Below are 15,346 nucleotides of genomic sequence, written 5' to 3' on the forward strand. Positions count from 1 at the left end.
ATAGTGGTAAAATTTGACATGACTTATGAAAAGATAAAGGAAATTGTAACTAACAATCCTAATATAACTGCTGAGGAGTTTGGTGAGAAGCTCAAAGAAAATAGGATAAACATAAAAAAAACAAATAAATATCATTATACTTTACTTGGGCATATTGTTAATTCAAAGGGACCTAATATTACAGACAACACCAATGATCGTGCTATATTTCTACACATTATTAAATTACTCACAGAGTTGAAAACTGAAGGCAATACTGGTCAATTCAAACATGTAAAAGCTGGATTGAGCGAAGCTATAACGACTAAGCAAGCTGATGTTGTAAGAATACTCCTGGATAGTGGTAAGTTTAATGAAGAAGAAAAATTTAACGCTTTGCTCTGTGCTGTTACTCAAAAGTATGTCCAGGGAGTTAAATTATTGTTAGGTCATGTAAATGATGAAAACATGCAAAAGGCTTTAAAGGTGGCCATGGATAAAGAACAAATTACACAAGTTGAAGAAATTACTCAGATACTATTAAATTTTATTACACCAGAAACATCGAATGTAGAAGAAAATATAGTACCAGCACCTCCTATAGTAACAGAAGCAAATGCTAACCAACCTGTGTCAAGTAGTGTTAATGATCAGCCAGGTCATAGTAACGAAAACGAAACGCCTGTATTAACAATAGAAACAAATACCGGCAAAACTACTATATCAGATTGTGATAATAATAAAAATGTCTTCACAAATTCTCAATTTTCTATGCCAAATGAACAAGAAACTAAATATAAAGAGAGCAAAAAGGATTTTTACACCTCATTGACAAAAGATGTTGTTGGAGTTGTTATTACAGGATTATTCATTACTGCTGCTGTGATGGTTCCATTTGTAGCTGGTGCAGTAGTTTGCAGTGTCATAGCTGCTTTGGTTGCAATATACACCGGGTTGCATGTAAAAAATTCTACATTACCAAGTTATAGGGAGATGAGAGAGAATGAAGTTGAACGTGTAACAGGATGTCATCCCAGTGCCTAGACACTGGGATCCAGAAGGCCATAATAAAAACTAGATTCCAGCGTCACGCGCTGGAACGACACCCTCTGGTGGGCTCAAACCATATGAGTAGCCAACACTGCCACTATACTTACCTAGCAAATTTAGATCTAACACTAAACTGTGCTGCCACTAACTTTGCAACCGGTACTCTATAGGGTGAGCATGAAACATAATCCACCCCTGATTCGATGAGAAACTCTATAGATTTTGGATCTGCTCCATGCTCTCCACATATACCCAGTTTTATTTCTTTTCGGGTTTTTTTGCCTCTTTCAATGGCCATCTTGATTAACTCCCCTACCCCTTCGATGTCCAGCACTTCAAATGGGTCGTTTTCGAATATGTTGCTTTCCTTATAAGAATCGAGGAAATTAACTGAATCATCTCTTGAAAGTCCCATGGTCGTTTGCGTTAAATCATTAGTGCCAAAACTAAAGAATTCTGCATGTTTTGCTAACTTATCAGCAATCAGTGCCGCTCGTGGCAGTTCTATCATTGTTCCAATTGAGTACGCCTTGTCTGATGTCATTCCAGCGCGTGACGCTGGAATCTGCTTCTTGATCCTAGCTGAGATGACAGAGGATTCTTTCTTTGCTAGCTCGCATATCAGAACAAACTCTTTCTCACTCATGATAAAAGGAATCATGATTTCAGGTTCCACTTCTATCTTCTTTTCTTTCTTTAATTCACTTGCAGCACTAAGTATTGCCCTAATCTGCATGCTATATATTTCAGGATGAGAAATAGCAAGTCTACAACCTCGATGGCCAAGCATTGGGTTCTTTTCTGATAACTGTGCTATTTTATTTTTTACTGACTCAACTGACTTACTAAGTGATTTGGCAATTTTTTCTATAGTAGACTGATCATTGGGTAAAAATTCATGCAAAGGTGGATCAAGCAACCGTATAGTGACTTCCCTGCCCTCCATAATAGAAAATATTTCTTTGAAATCAGACTTTTGCATTTCTTCTAGTTTAATGAGCGCATTTGCCCTTTCATTTTCATCGTCAGCTATTATCAATTTTTGAATGAATTCGATTCTATCACTAGCGAAAAACATATGTTCTGTGCGACATAAGCCTATACCTTCTGCACCGAATTCTTTTGCAATTTTTGCGTCTTTTGGAGTATCAGCGTTCGCTCTCACTTTGACCGTTTTGATTTCATCTATCCAGTTGATTACCGTTTTGAATTCTTGCGATAACTCAGGTGAAATTGTAGGGAGAATGCCAAGCATAACCCCCCCTGTTCCTCCGTTGATGGTAATTGGTTCACCTTTATTTACTTTTGTATCCCCTACAGAAAAGAAAATTCCATCTTTATCGATATAAAGTCCACTTACACTGCAAATGCATGGCTTACCCATTCCACGGGTTACAACAGCAGCATGCGAGGTCATCCCTCCCCGTGCTGTTACTATGCCGCTTGCAGCATTCATTCCATTAATATCTTCAGGACTCGTTTCTGACCTTACTAAAATCACTTTTTTACCCTGCTCTGCAGCTTTTTCAGCATCACTTGCACTAAACACTACATATCCAGAAGCAACACCTGGAGAAGCAGGTAGCCCCTTCCCTATTACTTTTTGGTCACTCTTAACGTCAAGAACTGGATGCAATAAATTGTCAAAGGTTTTTGGATCAATTCTCAATATTCCTTCTTCTTTTGTAATCGTTCCTTCGTTTACCATATCAACTATTATGCGAATAGCAGCTTCAGCCGTGCGCTTGCCAGACCTAGTCTGCAAAATCCATAATTTACCGTCCTGTACAGTAAATTCGATATCCTGCATGTCTTTATAATGCCTTTCAAGTTTTTCACATACCGCGCATAATTCCAGGTAGACACTTGGCAGCAACTTCTCCATGGTGTTTTTTTGCTCTCCGTCAATTGGCATAGGAGTATAAACACCAGAAACCACATCCTCACCCTGAGCATTAACCAAAAACTCACCAAAAAGCTTTTTTTCCCCAGTTGAAGGATTTCGTGTAAATATCACACCAGTTGCAGAATTATCATTTAAATTACCAAAAACCATTGCTTGCACGTTGACCGCTGTTCCAAGGTTTTCAGGAATATTATGTATTTTTCTATAGGAAACAGCCCTATCATTTTTCCAAGAAGCAAATACTGCATTCACTGAGCTGAGCAATTGCTTTTCAACGTTCTGCGGAAAATGTTTTCCTATTTTTTCATGTACTATCCTTTTGAAATTGTTAACAATTTCTTTTAAAACATCAACATCAAGATCAGCTAAGCTTTTTGCTCCACTCTTTTGCTGCTTATTATCAACAACATCTTGAAATAGGTGATGATCAAGCTGTAGTACAACATTGGAGTACATCATGATGAAACGGCAGTAGCTATCGTAAGCAAAACGTTCGCCACTTTTTTTTGCAAGCCCAACAACGGTTTCATCATTTAGACCAACATTTAAAATAGTATCAAGCATGCCCGGCATTGAACTAACACTACCAGAGCGTATTGAAACTAATAAGGGATTATTTAAATCCCCAAATTTACAACCGATGTCATTTTCGAGCATCGTCATGTAGTTTTTAATTCCACTACATATGTCATTCCAGTGCGTGACCACATTTTTTTCTGGATCCGAGTAGTCAGCTACTTGGATAACAGAAGATCTATTGTCTTGATAATAGACTTTGCAAGCAGAGGTGGAAATTGTGAAACCAGGTGGAACAGGAATGCCAACATTGCACATTTCTGCTAAATTTGCCCCCTTTCTTCCCAGCAGATTTTTCATTTCTGCATTGCCTTCGCATTTACCCTGGCTAAAGTAATGTATTAACTTTTCCCCCATCATTTTCTCCGGATTTTCACTGATAAACACATTGTACATATAGTTCCAATAAACCTGTGAAGACTTGAAACCTTAGGATAATAAATTTTACAAAATTTGGCAACAACGTTCCTTCTGGCAACATCAGTAAAGTTAACAAAAAAGATGACAAATTATTGAATTATTATCAATAAGAATATATAATATAAAGATACATTTAAAAATTTTTTTATGGCTCTTTCTAAATTTCTCGACCCCAAGAATGATGTTGCGTTCCGGCGTATTTTTGGTACTGAAAAAAATAAAGACATCCTCATTCACTTTCTCAATGATATTTTGGGGTTCACTGGCAAAGATGAAATAAAAGAAATAGAATTCCTCAGCACTATTCAAGATGCTGAAATTGCCTCTAAAAAACAAAGTATCGTTGATGTTCTTTGCAGGGATGAAAATGGGGTGCAAGTAATAGTCGAAATGCAAGTTGCCAAAACTAAAGGCTTTGAAAAACGCGCTCAATATTACGCTGCTAAAGCTTATTCAAGGCAAGCTGATAAAGGTGATCAATATCAGGGTCTTAAAGAAATCATTTTTATAGCTATTGCTGATTGTATTCTCTTTCCTAATAAATCTGAGTATAAGTCAGATCATGTAATGTTAGACAAAGATAGCTATGAACATGATTTAAAAGATTTTTATTTTACATTTATTGAGTTACCAAAATTTCCTAAAACTAAAGAAGACCAATTGGAGAGTATAGTTGAAAAATGGATCTATTATTTTAAATATGCAGATGAAACTAGCGAAGAAGAATTGGAAAAGATAATAGGTAGTGATGTAATAATTAAAAAGGCATATGAAGAACTAAATAGATTCAACTGGTCAGAGAAAGAATTTATTGCCTACGAACAGGAAATAAAACGTATTCGTGATGAACGGGCTGTTCTTGAACAAAAACTTGATGATGCTAAAAAGGAAGGAAAAATTGAAGTTGCAAAAACAATGCTAGCTAATAATGTTGATGTCACCACTATTGTTAAGTTTACTGGCCTCCCCATGAGTGAGATCAAAGAATTGCAGAATTAAGTGGACCCGCAAACGGTTACACGAAATAATGCTGCAGCCTGACCAGATGATAAGTACATTTAGCCTATTTATCTTTATACTTTCATGTCAATTTTATAAATCAAATTTATTTCTGTGAGTAGCTACAATTTAAAGACCTTGCTTCATCAATGTAATGGAACAAAACCTTTTTAGTAAGTTCAAAACCCTCTAAAGTCTCTCCTTCGCATCTTGCTGTAATGCAGTTTTGCGTATTTGATACCCTAAGAAGCCACCAACCTTTATTATCGGTTACCTTAACACCATCAAGATCTGAAAATACAATATTTTGCTGCTCCAGTGTTTTCTTTATTGACTCAATTATTTGAAACTTTTTCTCATCTTTCACTACAATCTTCACTTCATGAGTGATATATAACTTCGGTAAATCCTCAATCACCTGAGATAGGCTTTGGTTTTTCTTAAGCAAAATGTCAACTGCTTTAACAGCAGAATATAGCCCATCATCAAAACTTAGCTCAGAAAAGAAGAAGTGCCCGCTTAATTCACCAGCAAACTTTGCCTCTTCCTCTACCATCTTCTTCTTAACTAGTGAATGTCCAGTAGCACAGGTGATAACTTGCCCTCCTAACTTGCTAACAAAATCATGCACTTTCATACTCATTTTTACGTTAGCAATAACTTTGCTTTCTGGATATTCCTCCAACACTTCACGTGCAAAAATTATAAATAAATGGTCATTGGAAACAACGTTGCCTTTATTATCAATTAAGCGCACCCTATCGCTATCGCCATCTAGCGCAATGCCAAGATCACATCCATATTCCTTCACAATGTCAATTAATTGAGCAAGATTTTTTTCCTCTATGGGATCTGGATCATGCAGTGGAAATGCCCCATCTATAGAGTTATTGGTTACGATGTGCGTATGACCAGGCAAGATCTTTTCAATATACCTTATAATTCCACTTGCTGGACTATTTCCACAATCCCAGGCTATTTTTAATTTCTGTGTAGTATTATTCTTCACTGCACTTTTCAATATGCTAATGTACTCACTATATATATTTATGTTAATTAAGCTTCCAATTCTTGTGCTGTTTTTAATTGGACTGCTTATAATTTCCTTCATTTCTTGATCTGAGAAGACTTTTTTATTACTAAAAAATTTAAAGCCATTATATTCGCTGGGGTTATGAGAGGCAGTTATTATGATACCAAGATCCGCCTGTGTGATTTGTGTTGCAGCGTAAAGCATAGGTGAAGAGCATAGTCCAACGCGTATAACATTTGCACCGGATAAAGTTAAGCCCCTAATTAATTCTCTTTCTATACCTGGTGAATCTATTCTGCTGTCGTAGCCGACACAAACACTAACTACGGTTTGGCCAAACTTTCTACCTATCTCGTACCCATCATTAATCTGCAAGTCTTTGCCTATTATACCTCTAATATCGTATTTTCTTATAATGGTATTGTCCATACTGTACTTCTTGAAGTGACTACTATATAACATTTTGGCCAAATGCTCAAGTTTATTTATCCAACAATTAGTTGATTTTTTAAAGAAATCTGTTAATATTATAGTATATTTTTTAAAATGTAAAATTATGCCACAGGAAAACGAAAATGTATTTATAGCTGAAAGTCAAAGTTTAGATGTAGATGAACAGAAGAAAAACGATATTTTAAGTGTCATTGAATCTTGCAACGATCTTCAGGATTTTATAAAAAAACTAAAGGAAGAAAATCTCATCTGGTACTTCATTGGTCCTTTATGCAAAGATGAGAACATTACAGGACAGATAAATTTAAAGTGGGAAAAGGAGTTCCAAAAATTTGAGCAATCAATAGACGCAACGCATAAAGAACTCAAGTCGTCTCTGCCTGGTCAAAATTTCTTAGTGTATCCAACAAAGGATAATGACTTCAAAATTAGATTTGAAAATGAAGAAAAACCAATAGAAATTAGCAATATTTTAAGAGCTAGCAGTGAAGGTAAGGTTTATAACATATCTTTAGGGAAAGATAGTCAAATAACTGCAACCAAAAAAGGCAGCGAAAGGCACTATGATTTTACTGGTTCAAGCTCATGTGAAATGACCATTAATTGGCAGGCTAAGGATTCTGAAGGTAACAGCATAGACTGTAGCATGACCGTAAAATTGGATTCTGGTGGTATACAGAGTGTTATTGGTGAGCCAAAATTTGGAGGAATAACGAGTTCAGAAGAAGTATTAAAGTTAGTTGGACAAAATAAAGAAGTTTTTATCAACGGAAAAACTCTGTATCAAGCTTTTACTGGCATATCCAAGAGTGTAGACGATCAGCAAGTACCAGCAGAGGAAATATTTACAAAAGATCTACATATATCACCACAGTCACCTACACCAAGCAGCAGTGGGTATTCCTCTCCTAGCACACCTTCTTCACGTAGAAGTTCTATATCCACCAGCAGTGAATTTAGTGATGAAGATGAAATATTTGAGGATGATATGTCTGGTGATGAAGAAGAGTATGAGCAAGAAGGATTAAAAGATGAAGTTGAGGAATTAGAGGAAGAAAAAGAAACATTTGCTAAATATTTTGCAGTGCAGGCAAAGCAGCTTGAGGATCTAAGATTAGAACGTGACTCCTTGAGAGATAAAGTCAATGAACAACAGCGAGCGATATTTGAAAGAGGTCAAAGAATAAAGGAACAAGAGGAAGAACTACAGGATAAAAATGATGTAATAAAGAACTTAAATGATCAGTTGAAAGATAAGGAAGGTGAAACAAATGAGGCAAATAAAGAATTACAGAGAAAATTGAAGCAAAGTGAAGCTAATTTAACTGTACTAAAGGAAAAGAATGCAAATTTGGAGAATGACCTGAAGAAAATAGTGGAAGGTTTAAACGATGATCATAAAAAGCAGTTGGCAGAACAGTTAATGGAAACAAAAAAGGAAAACAATACATTGGCTGAAACGGCGAACCAATTGTCTAAAGAATTAAATGGATTACAGAGAGAAAAGGAAGACTTAGAGAGGAAAATTCGACAACTTGAACCTGGAAGATCACTTGCAGATGAGCTAAGCGAAGAAAATACGAAGGGGGAAATAGAAAAGCTTCAACGTCAGCTTAAGGAAAAGGAAGATATGTTACAAGAAGAGTTGAAATCTGCCAAAGAGAGTCTAGAGCAACTGCAGAACATATTACAGCAGGAAAAAGGTCAGGCAACTCAAACTGAAGTTGAATATGAAAGTAGAGGAACAAGCATGCAGCAGCAAGACCAAGGTATACAAGCTGTAAACAACAACTCAAGCAGAACAGCTAGTGGGTTAAGACAAGAAAACAAAAAATTGACTAGAGACAAACTAACTATATCTGAACAATTAAAACAAAAAATAAGAGAGATTGACGAGTTAAAGAAAAATTTAAAGCAATTACAAGAAGAAAATAAACAACTCAAACAAGAAGTTACTAAAAATGCAGGAGTTGATGCATCATCTTCAACAGGTCAAAAAGAAGCTAAAGAAGCAGAAGTTATACCGCAAAACATTATGGATTGGCCTGTTCCAATTCCAGATGATAAACCGGAAGAGCAGAAAACTCCATTAGAGCCAATCAAGGTAAATACAGAATTATCAGATCCAAAATCAATCCCTGCTGAGGGTCCGGAAAAATCTCCTCCTCTTTCAAAATGATGAGTTTTGCTTCTATAGCTGACCCAAGCAACACGTCATCCCGCGATTTATTCGCGTTATCTCAGCCGCTAACACGTAGCGGGATACTTAACCGTCATACCGTGATTTATTCACAGTATCTCTTAGCCACTAACAAGCAGCGGGATGACAGCAATCCTACGTCATGCCGCCGCGGTACCTCTAGATCCCGCTAACTAGTAGCGGAATGACGAATTTTTGTTTTTCAAATTATAGCTAAACATACTGTAATTGCTATTGAATGATGGAGTCCATCATTTTAGCACGAAGTAACAAATTCAATGAATTGGTTCTTCAAAAATAATTTAAACTTTTACAGTAGGTCATGAAATATTATAGCGATCTCATTAAAAGAAACTTTTATAAGTATCGTTGATGAGAAAGGAAAAGTTGTTAAGGAAGAAGTTGTTGCAAGCGAAAGTAAGGCAATAGCAGATTAGCCAAGGCAAAAAATACGAACCCATAGGAATAGAAAGTGGATAGTTGTCAATATCAATGTGCAAAGAGTTAAGGAGTTTTGGATTACCAGTAATTTGTGTAGATGCAAGGCATATGGCAGCAGCGTTGTCTGCAAGAATCAATAAGAATGATAAAAACGATGCGAGGGGTATAGCGCAGATGATGAGAAGTGTTAGTAAAATCAGTTGTCAAATTAAAATAGCGCTTGGAAGCAGAAGACAGCTAATGTGTAGCAAACAGCAGGTTATTGGAACAATAAGAGAGTTGTTGAAGATACATGGTCGATAAAGGATCAAAATTTGAAACTTTCGCTTTAAGAATACAAGAGGCAATAAATAATTTGGATGAAATCAGTAGGAGTTCAATTGAAGCGTTAGTTTGTAGTTTGGAAGCAATAGAAAAGTCATTAAGAAAGCTTGACAAAATGCTTTCAGAACAAGGTGAAAAAGACGATGATTGTAAATTGTTAACTACTGTTCCAGGAGTGGGGATTATAGTAGCAATGACGTATAAAGCTGCAATTGATAACCCACATAGGTTTGAGAAATCTGATACAGTTGGAGCATATATAGGGTTGACACCAAGGCAATATTCTTCTGGAGAAGTTGATCGGCATGGCAGCATATCAAAGATGGGACCAGCGGAATGTAGAAGTATGTTATATGAAGCTGCACAAACAATGCTTACAGTTACCAAGAGGACATTTAAATTAAAAAACTGGGGTTGCGAAGAAAAAAGGAATGAAAAAAGCAATTGTAGCAGTAGCAAGAAAATTAGCTGTAATTATGCATAGGATGTTGGTTGATAAAACAGAATTTTATTATCAACAAACATCAAAAGAGCATAGGACAATAATTTTATTGAAAATAAAGATAGCAATGCCGATGGAAGGGACAAGCAAGAACTTAGTTAGACTTCGTGGTAAATATGTTGCCGTCCACTTCCGCCTAACAAGTATAATGCGGCTTGACAAATTTATTGTCATCTCAGACCGCGGAAAGAACCATATGCTACTTTTAACTTATGTAAAATTACCAAGGATTATGGAGAAGATATGCTGTTTTGATTTGTGTGAAAATTATTGTTGACTTATGTGCAATTAGAGAACCTAAGTCACTTTAGCTATAATTCAGAATTGAGAGCTTTTAATAACTCTCTAACTCCCACTTAGGTCTTGGTGCAAAATTAAGTGGATCTATATAATTTTTCTGTAACCTTTCAATTCCTGCCCATCCAACCATTATTGCATTATCTGTACATAGGTTGTTGGGAGGAAAAAATATGTTTAAGTTTATGTGTTGCTTTAATTTTTCTCTCAAGAAATTATTTGCTGCAACTCCGCCGGTAATCACAAAGTCATTGATTTTGATATTTAAAGATTCGGCTATAATAATCGCATTACTAACCCTGTCCAGCAGTATGTCACTAATACACTCTTGAAACGAAGCACATACATCACACACATCTTGCTCGCTCATTTTCAGTTCTTGCACTAAGTTTTTTACTGCTGTTTTAATTCCAGAAAACGAAAAGTTACATCCAGAACGTTTTATCATTGCCCTTGGCAGTTTGAATCTTGTGCCATTGCCTTTTTTAGCCAACTTTTCAATTAATGGGCCTCCTGGGTAGCTTAAACCCAGCATCTTAGCAACTTTATCAAATGCTTCTCCTAGTGAATCATCGAGCGTTTCTCCAAGTTTAATGTATTTACCTACATCCTGTGCAATTAAAAATTGACAGTGACCACCTGATATTAGTAGGACTAAAAATGGAAATTTTACCTCATGCAGTAACCTAATAACCAATGCATGCGCTTCTAAGTGATTCACTGCAATGAACGGTTTTTGTGCTACATGCGCAATTGCTTTAGCCATCATTGTACCAACTATTAATCCACCTATGAGTCCTGGTCCTGATGTTGCTGCAATTGCATTGAGGTCACAAAAGTTAAGGTTAGATTTTTCCACGGCGCTTTTTATTAGACCACTTAAATGCTTCATATGAGCACGTGAAGCTATTTCAGGGATCACCCCACCACGTTTTTTGTGTTCTGCTTGGGAGAGAATTTCGTGAGCAAGGACTTGCTTGTCACTATTTACAATCGCTACTGCAGTTTCGTCGCAGCTTGTTTCAACAGCTAAAATGGTTTTCATGTATATTCGAGCACTTTATTATCAAAACTATATCTTGAAACGCTGTAGAAGTTAACTGCAAAGTTAACTTCTACAGCTAAAAGATTTACCGACAACCGTCATCCCGCTGCTTGTTAGCGGGATCTATACCGCGAATGAATCTACAATCGTATGAACATTGCGCTATTGAGATGGAGCACTTTCTTGTTATTCCAGGTCTCCTCTCTCGTCATCCCAGTGTCACGCACTGGGATGACAGGAAGAGGAGACTGAGATGACAAATGTGAGTGCTGATGTAACAAATGTAAATGCTCGAATGACATCAATAGTTATATACATTTTATCACTAAACTAGACGTTCGTACAGTCGTGGAATGAATCGCGGGATGACGTAGGAAAACCTGCACTATAAGCTAATCATCATCTCCAAATATAGAGCTAATTTTTTTGCCCCCAGGAGAAAATTTATTAGTCCAACTGCTTTGCACTTTGGTTACGTCTTTAGTGGCAGTTTTATTGCTGTATTCCTTGATTTCCTTATCTATTCTCTCCATCATTTGTGAATCAAGGTAGCTCTTTTTCCATTGGCCAGTAGCAAGGAACACTTTGTTTAAGTCTTGAGTGCGGATTAAGTATTCTTTATCTTTAGGGTAAACCTCCTGCGCCCAAGCAAATAGCTCAAAATAGCGTGCAAATAATTCAGATGCACGTGATTTTGCAGTTTGATAAGCCTGTATCTCCTTAAATATAACTTGGCCGATAATTTTCTGCACAAGAATACTTGCTTGCTTTAGGTTCTGCTCAATATCCTGGTAAACTTTATGGAGAAATTCCTGTTCCAAACTTAAGTTCAGTTCATTTTCAACCATGTGTGAAAGTTCATGCACTATAATGTATGGGTTTGACTTCCTCAGTACAATAACATATCTATTTACACTGGAAGACCTGATTGTCTTACACACTCCCTCTTCCATATCCACTAATCCCTCTTGGTATATTTCAAATGAGAGCCTGTTTTGCTTTATTAGTGATAAAGTGAGGTTTAATGTGTTTCTAAACTTCTCAAATTGATAGAGATATTCGACATACCGTATTGCATTTTCACTGCTTCCTACTTGAGTTGCTTGTTTTATTAAATTCCTGATTAGCATACCTTATTATTAAAGGAATTCTTTTTATACTCAAGAATTGATTGGCTACAAAGTGTTTTTAGGAAGCCTGATTGCATAGTTAAAGTAATTCATGTTTACTGATAACCGTCATACCGCGATTCATTCCATAGCTGTACGAACATTGTGATTTGAGAGCAATTTCCATAAGGGAGGATGTCATTCCAGTGCTTGGCACTGGAATCCAGCCTTTCCATAATCATCAAAACATTGTATTTTAACGTAAAACAGCTATTTTTATGCTCACCAACTTAATAAAATTCCTGGATCCAAGTAGTCAGGGCACTGGGATGACATTACAGGGGCACTGAAATGACACCATTTTCAGTCTCTTAAATTGCTTTAGCCATAAATATTTAAGAAATTTACTAAATAAAAAAAAGGCAAAAGAAGCCCCGTGGTGGTTGGCTATTTACTATGTACTAAAATATCGGCGTTTTTTTTATTCTAAAACGCTTGATTAAGAGCGATTTAGCTGCTTTTAACTTGCAACTAACCTACACCGCAAGTGTTTAAGAAATTTACCAAGCAGGAAAAAAGGCAAAGAAACCCTAGGGTAGCTAGTATTCAAATTCTCCCTTGTCAATTTGACGTTTTTTGCTGTCTTAAACGCTTTGTAAGCGCGTTTCAGCTTATATAGGTAAAAACCTAGAAATTTTTAAAGACATGCGATGCACGTAGTGCGAAAAATTAAACATGAGACGCCAAATACCCTAAGTTTTTTGTCATTAACCTGCACAGATTGCGAAGATAAATAAATAGCTTCACTGTTATGATAAGGGGGCTGGCGAAACTTGTAAAGGAATTTTTTACATCTAATTTATAGCTCCCTGCATGATATCACGTATTATCTATACCAAGGAGTTCTGCTTGTAGATATTATACCAACAATCCACTATTTTTTTTATGTCTTGTGGTTTAGTTTCTGGACCTATACTGATTCTAATTGAACACTCTGCTTGCTCTTTTGTTGCCCCCATTGCAAGCAAAACATGGGAAGGCTCAACTTTTCCAGAAGAACATGCGGAGCCATTACTAACTGCAATATGATTCAAGTCAAAATGCATAAGCTGCACATCACTCTTTACTCCTGGCATATAAATAAAACTTGTGTTTGGCAGCCTCTTAGAGTTTTTACCGAAGATTCTTATGTCACTGGCAAGATTTAATAATTCACACTCTAATTGATCGCGTAGCTCCTTTACTTCATCCATTTTTGATAGAAGATCTGGAATATTTTGCAGTGCAGCAGAAAGGCCTGCAATTGCAACAATATTTTCCGTACCACCACGAAATCCCTTCTCTTGTCCACCACCTATTATAATAGGTTCTATCGCAAGTTCTTTATTGAATATTAAAATTCCACTGCCTGCTACACCGCCAAATTTATGGGCGGATAAAGTGAGTAAATCCACTCCTAGATCTTCCATATTAACTTTAATTTTCCCAACACTTTGAGCAGTGTCAGTGTGGCAAATTGCTCCAAACTTGTGTACTATTTTAGCTATTTCCTCAATAGGTTGAATAACTCCTGTTTCGTTATTTGCCATCATAACTGAAACTATTGCTTTGTTTCCTTTAAGTTCGCTTAGAATTTTTTCTAGCTCTAAAAAGTCAACAATGCCCTCCTGATTAACAGGTATTATATATGGATTACATGCAGAATTAAGAATTGAAGGATGCTCTATAGCTGAAATTATATGCAGGTAGCCTGCTATTCCTCTCATAACAAGGTTATTCGCTTCAGTTGCACCAGACGTAAAAACTATTTCTTTATCACTTGAGACGCCAATAGCACCACGTACGTTATCTCTTGCATCCTGAAGAATCTTCCTCGCTTCTTGTCCTCTTTTATGTAGTGATGATGGATTGAGCGTTTGTTTTAACAAGACCTCAAATATACTTTTTTTTACATTTTCACTAATTGGAGCAGTTGCATTGTAATCAGCATATACGCAACCACTATTTTCTAAAGAGAATGGACTCATCTGTCACTTAAATAAGTTTACCATCAACTATAGCCATAACTATGTACGTTAGCTTTAACACGATAAAAAATTTATTGCAAAAACAGCGAAATTAATACATAATTAATAACTCACGTCATTAATACCTGTCAAGCGGGTTCTTATTAGGGGTTACCATGGTTGAAGTTTTTTTGAATAATGCAACAAGAAAGATAGAAGGTGAATACCACCAAAGCAAAGATGCCAACGCGCCGGTTGTGCTGGTTTTACATCATCATCCTCAATATGGTGGTAATATGGATAGTAAAATTGTACATAGTACATATACGTCTTTTATCGATAACAATTTTTCTGCATTGAAGATTAACTTTCGTGGTGTGGGAAAATCTACCGGAACTTTTGATAAGGGTATAGGAGAATTAACTGACGCTGCGGTAGCCATTGATTGGCTTCAGGAACATAATCCTAGCAATGTTCCAATTTGGATCGCTGGTTTTTCTTTTGGAGCATGGGTGGCTATGCAGCTAACAATGCGCCGCCCTGAGATAGTGGGTTTTATTGCTCTTTCTCTTCCGGTAACTAAGTACGATTTTTCTTTTCTTTCTCCCTGTCCAGTTTCTGGGCTTATAATACAAAGCAGTAATGATACAATCTCAGAAGAAAGCGATGTAACAGAATTAGCAAAAAGGTTGATAAATTCAGTAAGAAGTGATCACATGAAATACCATATAATAGATGATACTAATCACTTTCTAAAGGATAAAGAAGAGGAAGTGACTCAAATCGTGGACAATTATATAAAACTGCGCTTGAATAGTGCAACTATTTCTTTTCAAAAGGTCAAAAAAGAGGTAAGGGTAAAAGAATATGCCTAATCTTTACAAACAAGAGAAATGAGTGTAGTAATATAAATGAAAAGGTTTTGTTATGTTTAAAAAGCTATTATTTTTTGTTTTAGCTGTGTTTATGTTATCGGGGTGTTCCCTAAGTAAACAGCGTAAGTTAA

At 36.3% G+C, this 15,346-nt stretch carries 11 protein-coding genes; 6 read left to right on the plus strand and 5 right to left on the minus strand.

All coding sequences use genetic code 11. The annotated features are described in order from the left end of the window. Positions 1-3: 3 nt before the first annotated feature. Positions 4-1,023 carry a hypothetical protein gene (locus AAGD79_RS04475; protein ID WP_341811187.1) on the plus strand — a complete coding sequence of 340 codons (1,020 nt, stop codon included), beginning with the start codon at positions 4-6 and terminating at the stop codon, positions 1,021-1,023. 109 nt (positions 1,024-1,132) lie between these two features. Here AAGD79_RS04475 and ppdK read toward each other — a convergent pair whose 3' ends face one another. Then, a complete protein-coding gene (ppdK, locus tag AAGD79_RS04480) occupies positions 1,133-3,868 on the minus strand; it encodes a pyruvate, phosphate dikinase (RefSeq protein ID WP_341811641.1) in 2,736 nt (911 codons plus the stop codon). Positions 3,869-4,078: 210 nt separating this feature from the next. Here ppdK and AAGD79_RS04485 point away from each other — a divergent pair, with 210 nt between their 5' ends. Further along, positions 4,079-4,930, plus strand: a complete 852-nt coding sequence (locus AAGD79_RS04485) for an Rpn family recombination-promoting nuclease/putative transposase (RefSeq protein ID WP_341811188.1) — start codon at positions 4,079-4,081, stop codon at positions 4,928-4,930. Positions 4,931-5,036: 106 nt separating this feature from the next. Here AAGD79_RS04485 and AAGD79_RS04490 read toward each other — a convergent pair whose 3' ends face one another. Then, positions 5,037-6,425: a phosphomannomutase/phosphoglucomutase gene (locus tag AAGD79_RS04490; protein ID WP_265043085.1), complete on the minus strand. Its 1,389-nt coding sequence runs from the start codon at positions 6,423-6,425 to the stop codon at positions 5,037-5,039. 94 nt (positions 6,426-6,519) lie between these two features. On the opposite strand from AAGD79_RS04490, the gene AAGD79_RS04495 reads away from it, so the two are divergent. The 3 genes from AAGD79_RS04495 (at position 6,520) to AAGD79_RS04505 (ending at position 9,865) form a co-directional block, all read left to right on the plus strand. Further along, complete coding sequence (locus tag AAGD79_RS04495; RefSeq protein ID WP_341811189.1) at positions 6,520-8,595, plus strand: hypothetical protein; 2,076 nt, start codon at positions 6,520-6,522, stop codon at positions 8,593-8,595. 513 nt (positions 8,596-9,108) lie between these two features. Continuing rightward, positions 9,109-9,360, plus strand: a complete 252-nt coding sequence (locus AAGD79_RS04500) for a hypothetical protein (protein WP_341811190.1) — start codon at positions 9,109-9,111, stop codon at positions 9,358-9,360. Then, a complete protein-coding gene (locus tag AAGD79_RS04505) occupies positions 9,350-9,865 on the plus strand; it encodes an IS110 family transposase (RefSeq protein ID WP_065095460.1) in 516 nt (171 codons plus the stop codon). Before AAGD79_RS04500 ends, AAGD79_RS04505 begins: the two co-directional genes overlap by 11 nt. A 352-nt stretch (positions 9,866-10,217) precedes the next feature. Here the strand turns inward: AAGD79_RS04505 and tsaD are convergent, their stop codons facing one another. From tsaD to AAGD79_RS04520, 3 genes are all read right to left on the minus strand, one after another. Continuing rightward, positions 10,218-11,225 carry a tRNA (adenosine(37)-N6)-threonylcarbamoyltransferase complex transferase subunit TsaD gene (tsaD, locus tag AAGD79_RS04510; RefSeq protein ID WP_341811191.1) on the minus strand — a complete coding sequence of 336 codons (1,008 nt, stop codon included), beginning with the start codon at positions 11,223-11,225 and terminating at the stop codon, positions 10,218-10,220. A 392-nt stretch (positions 11,226-11,617) separates the two neighbouring features. Continuing rightward, entirely contained in the window at positions 11,618-12,355 is a 738-nt protein-coding gene (locus AAGD79_RS04515; RefSeq protein WP_265043099.1) for a hypothetical protein, read from the minus strand. 869 nt (positions 12,356-13,224) lie between these two features. Then, complete coding sequence (locus tag AAGD79_RS04520; protein WP_265043101.1) at positions 13,225-14,361, minus strand: cysteine desulfurase family protein; 1,137 nt, start codon at positions 14,359-14,361, stop codon at positions 13,225-13,227. A 155-nt stretch (positions 14,362-14,516) separates the two neighbouring features. On the opposite strand from AAGD79_RS04520, the gene AAGD79_RS04525 reads away from it, so the two are divergent. Further along, positions 14,517-15,215 (plus strand): alpha/beta hydrolase, encoded by a 699-nt coding sequence (locus AAGD79_RS04525; protein WP_151808056.1) that lies wholly within the window; start codon positions 14,517-14,519, stop codon positions 15,213-15,215. Positions 15,216-15,346 lie beyond the last annotated feature (131 nt).

Origin of the sequence: Wolbachia endosymbiont (group A) of Oxytorus armatus (genome assembly GCF_964027005.1) — a bacterium.
In the GTDB taxonomy this organism is placed as follows: domain Bacteria; phylum Pseudomonadota; class Alphaproteobacteria; order Rickettsiales; family Anaplasmataceae; genus Wolbachia; species Wolbachia pipientis.

Excerpts from the sequence above, each read along its gene's own strand:
- AAGD79_RS04520 (WP_265043101.1), bottom strand. The coding sequence starts at position 14,361 with ATGAGTCCATTCTCTTTAGAAAATAGTGGTTGCGTATATGCTGATTAC.
- AAGD79_RS04490 (WP_265043085.1), bottom strand. The coding sequence starts at position 6,425 with ATGTTATATAGTAGTCACTTCAAGAAGTACAGTATGGACAATACCATT.
- AAGD79_RS04500 (WP_341811190.1), top strand. The coding sequence starts at position 9,109 with ATGTGCAAAGAGTTAAGGAGTTTTGGATTACCAGTAATTTGTGTAGAT.
- AAGD79_RS04485 (WP_341811188.1), top strand. The coding sequence starts at position 4,079 with ATGGCTCTTTCTAAATTTCTCGACCCCAAGAATGATGTTGCGTTCCGG.
- AAGD79_RS04505 (WP_065095460.1), top strand. The coding sequence starts at position 9,350 with ATGGTCGATAAAGGATCAAAATTTGAAACTTTCGCTTTAAGAATACAA.
- tsaD (WP_341811191.1), bottom strand. The coding sequence starts at position 11,225 with ATGAAAACCATTTTAGCTGTTGAAACAAGCTGCGACGAAACTGCAGTA.
- ppdK (WP_341811641.1), bottom strand. The coding sequence starts at position 3,868 with ATGGGGGAAAAGTTAATACATTACTTTAGCCAGGGTAAATGCGAAGGC.
- AAGD79_RS04495 (WP_341811189.1), top strand. The coding sequence starts at position 6,520 with ATGCCACAGGAAAACGAAAATGTATTTATAGCTGAAAGTCAAAGTTTA.
- AAGD79_RS04515 (WP_265043099.1), bottom strand. The coding sequence starts at position 12,355 with ATGCTAATCAGGAATTTAATAAAACAAGCAACTCAAGTAGGAAGCAGT.
- AAGD79_RS04525 (WP_151808056.1), top strand. The coding sequence starts at position 14,517 with ATGGTTGAAGTTTTTTTGAATAATGCAACAAGAAAGATAGAAGGTGAA.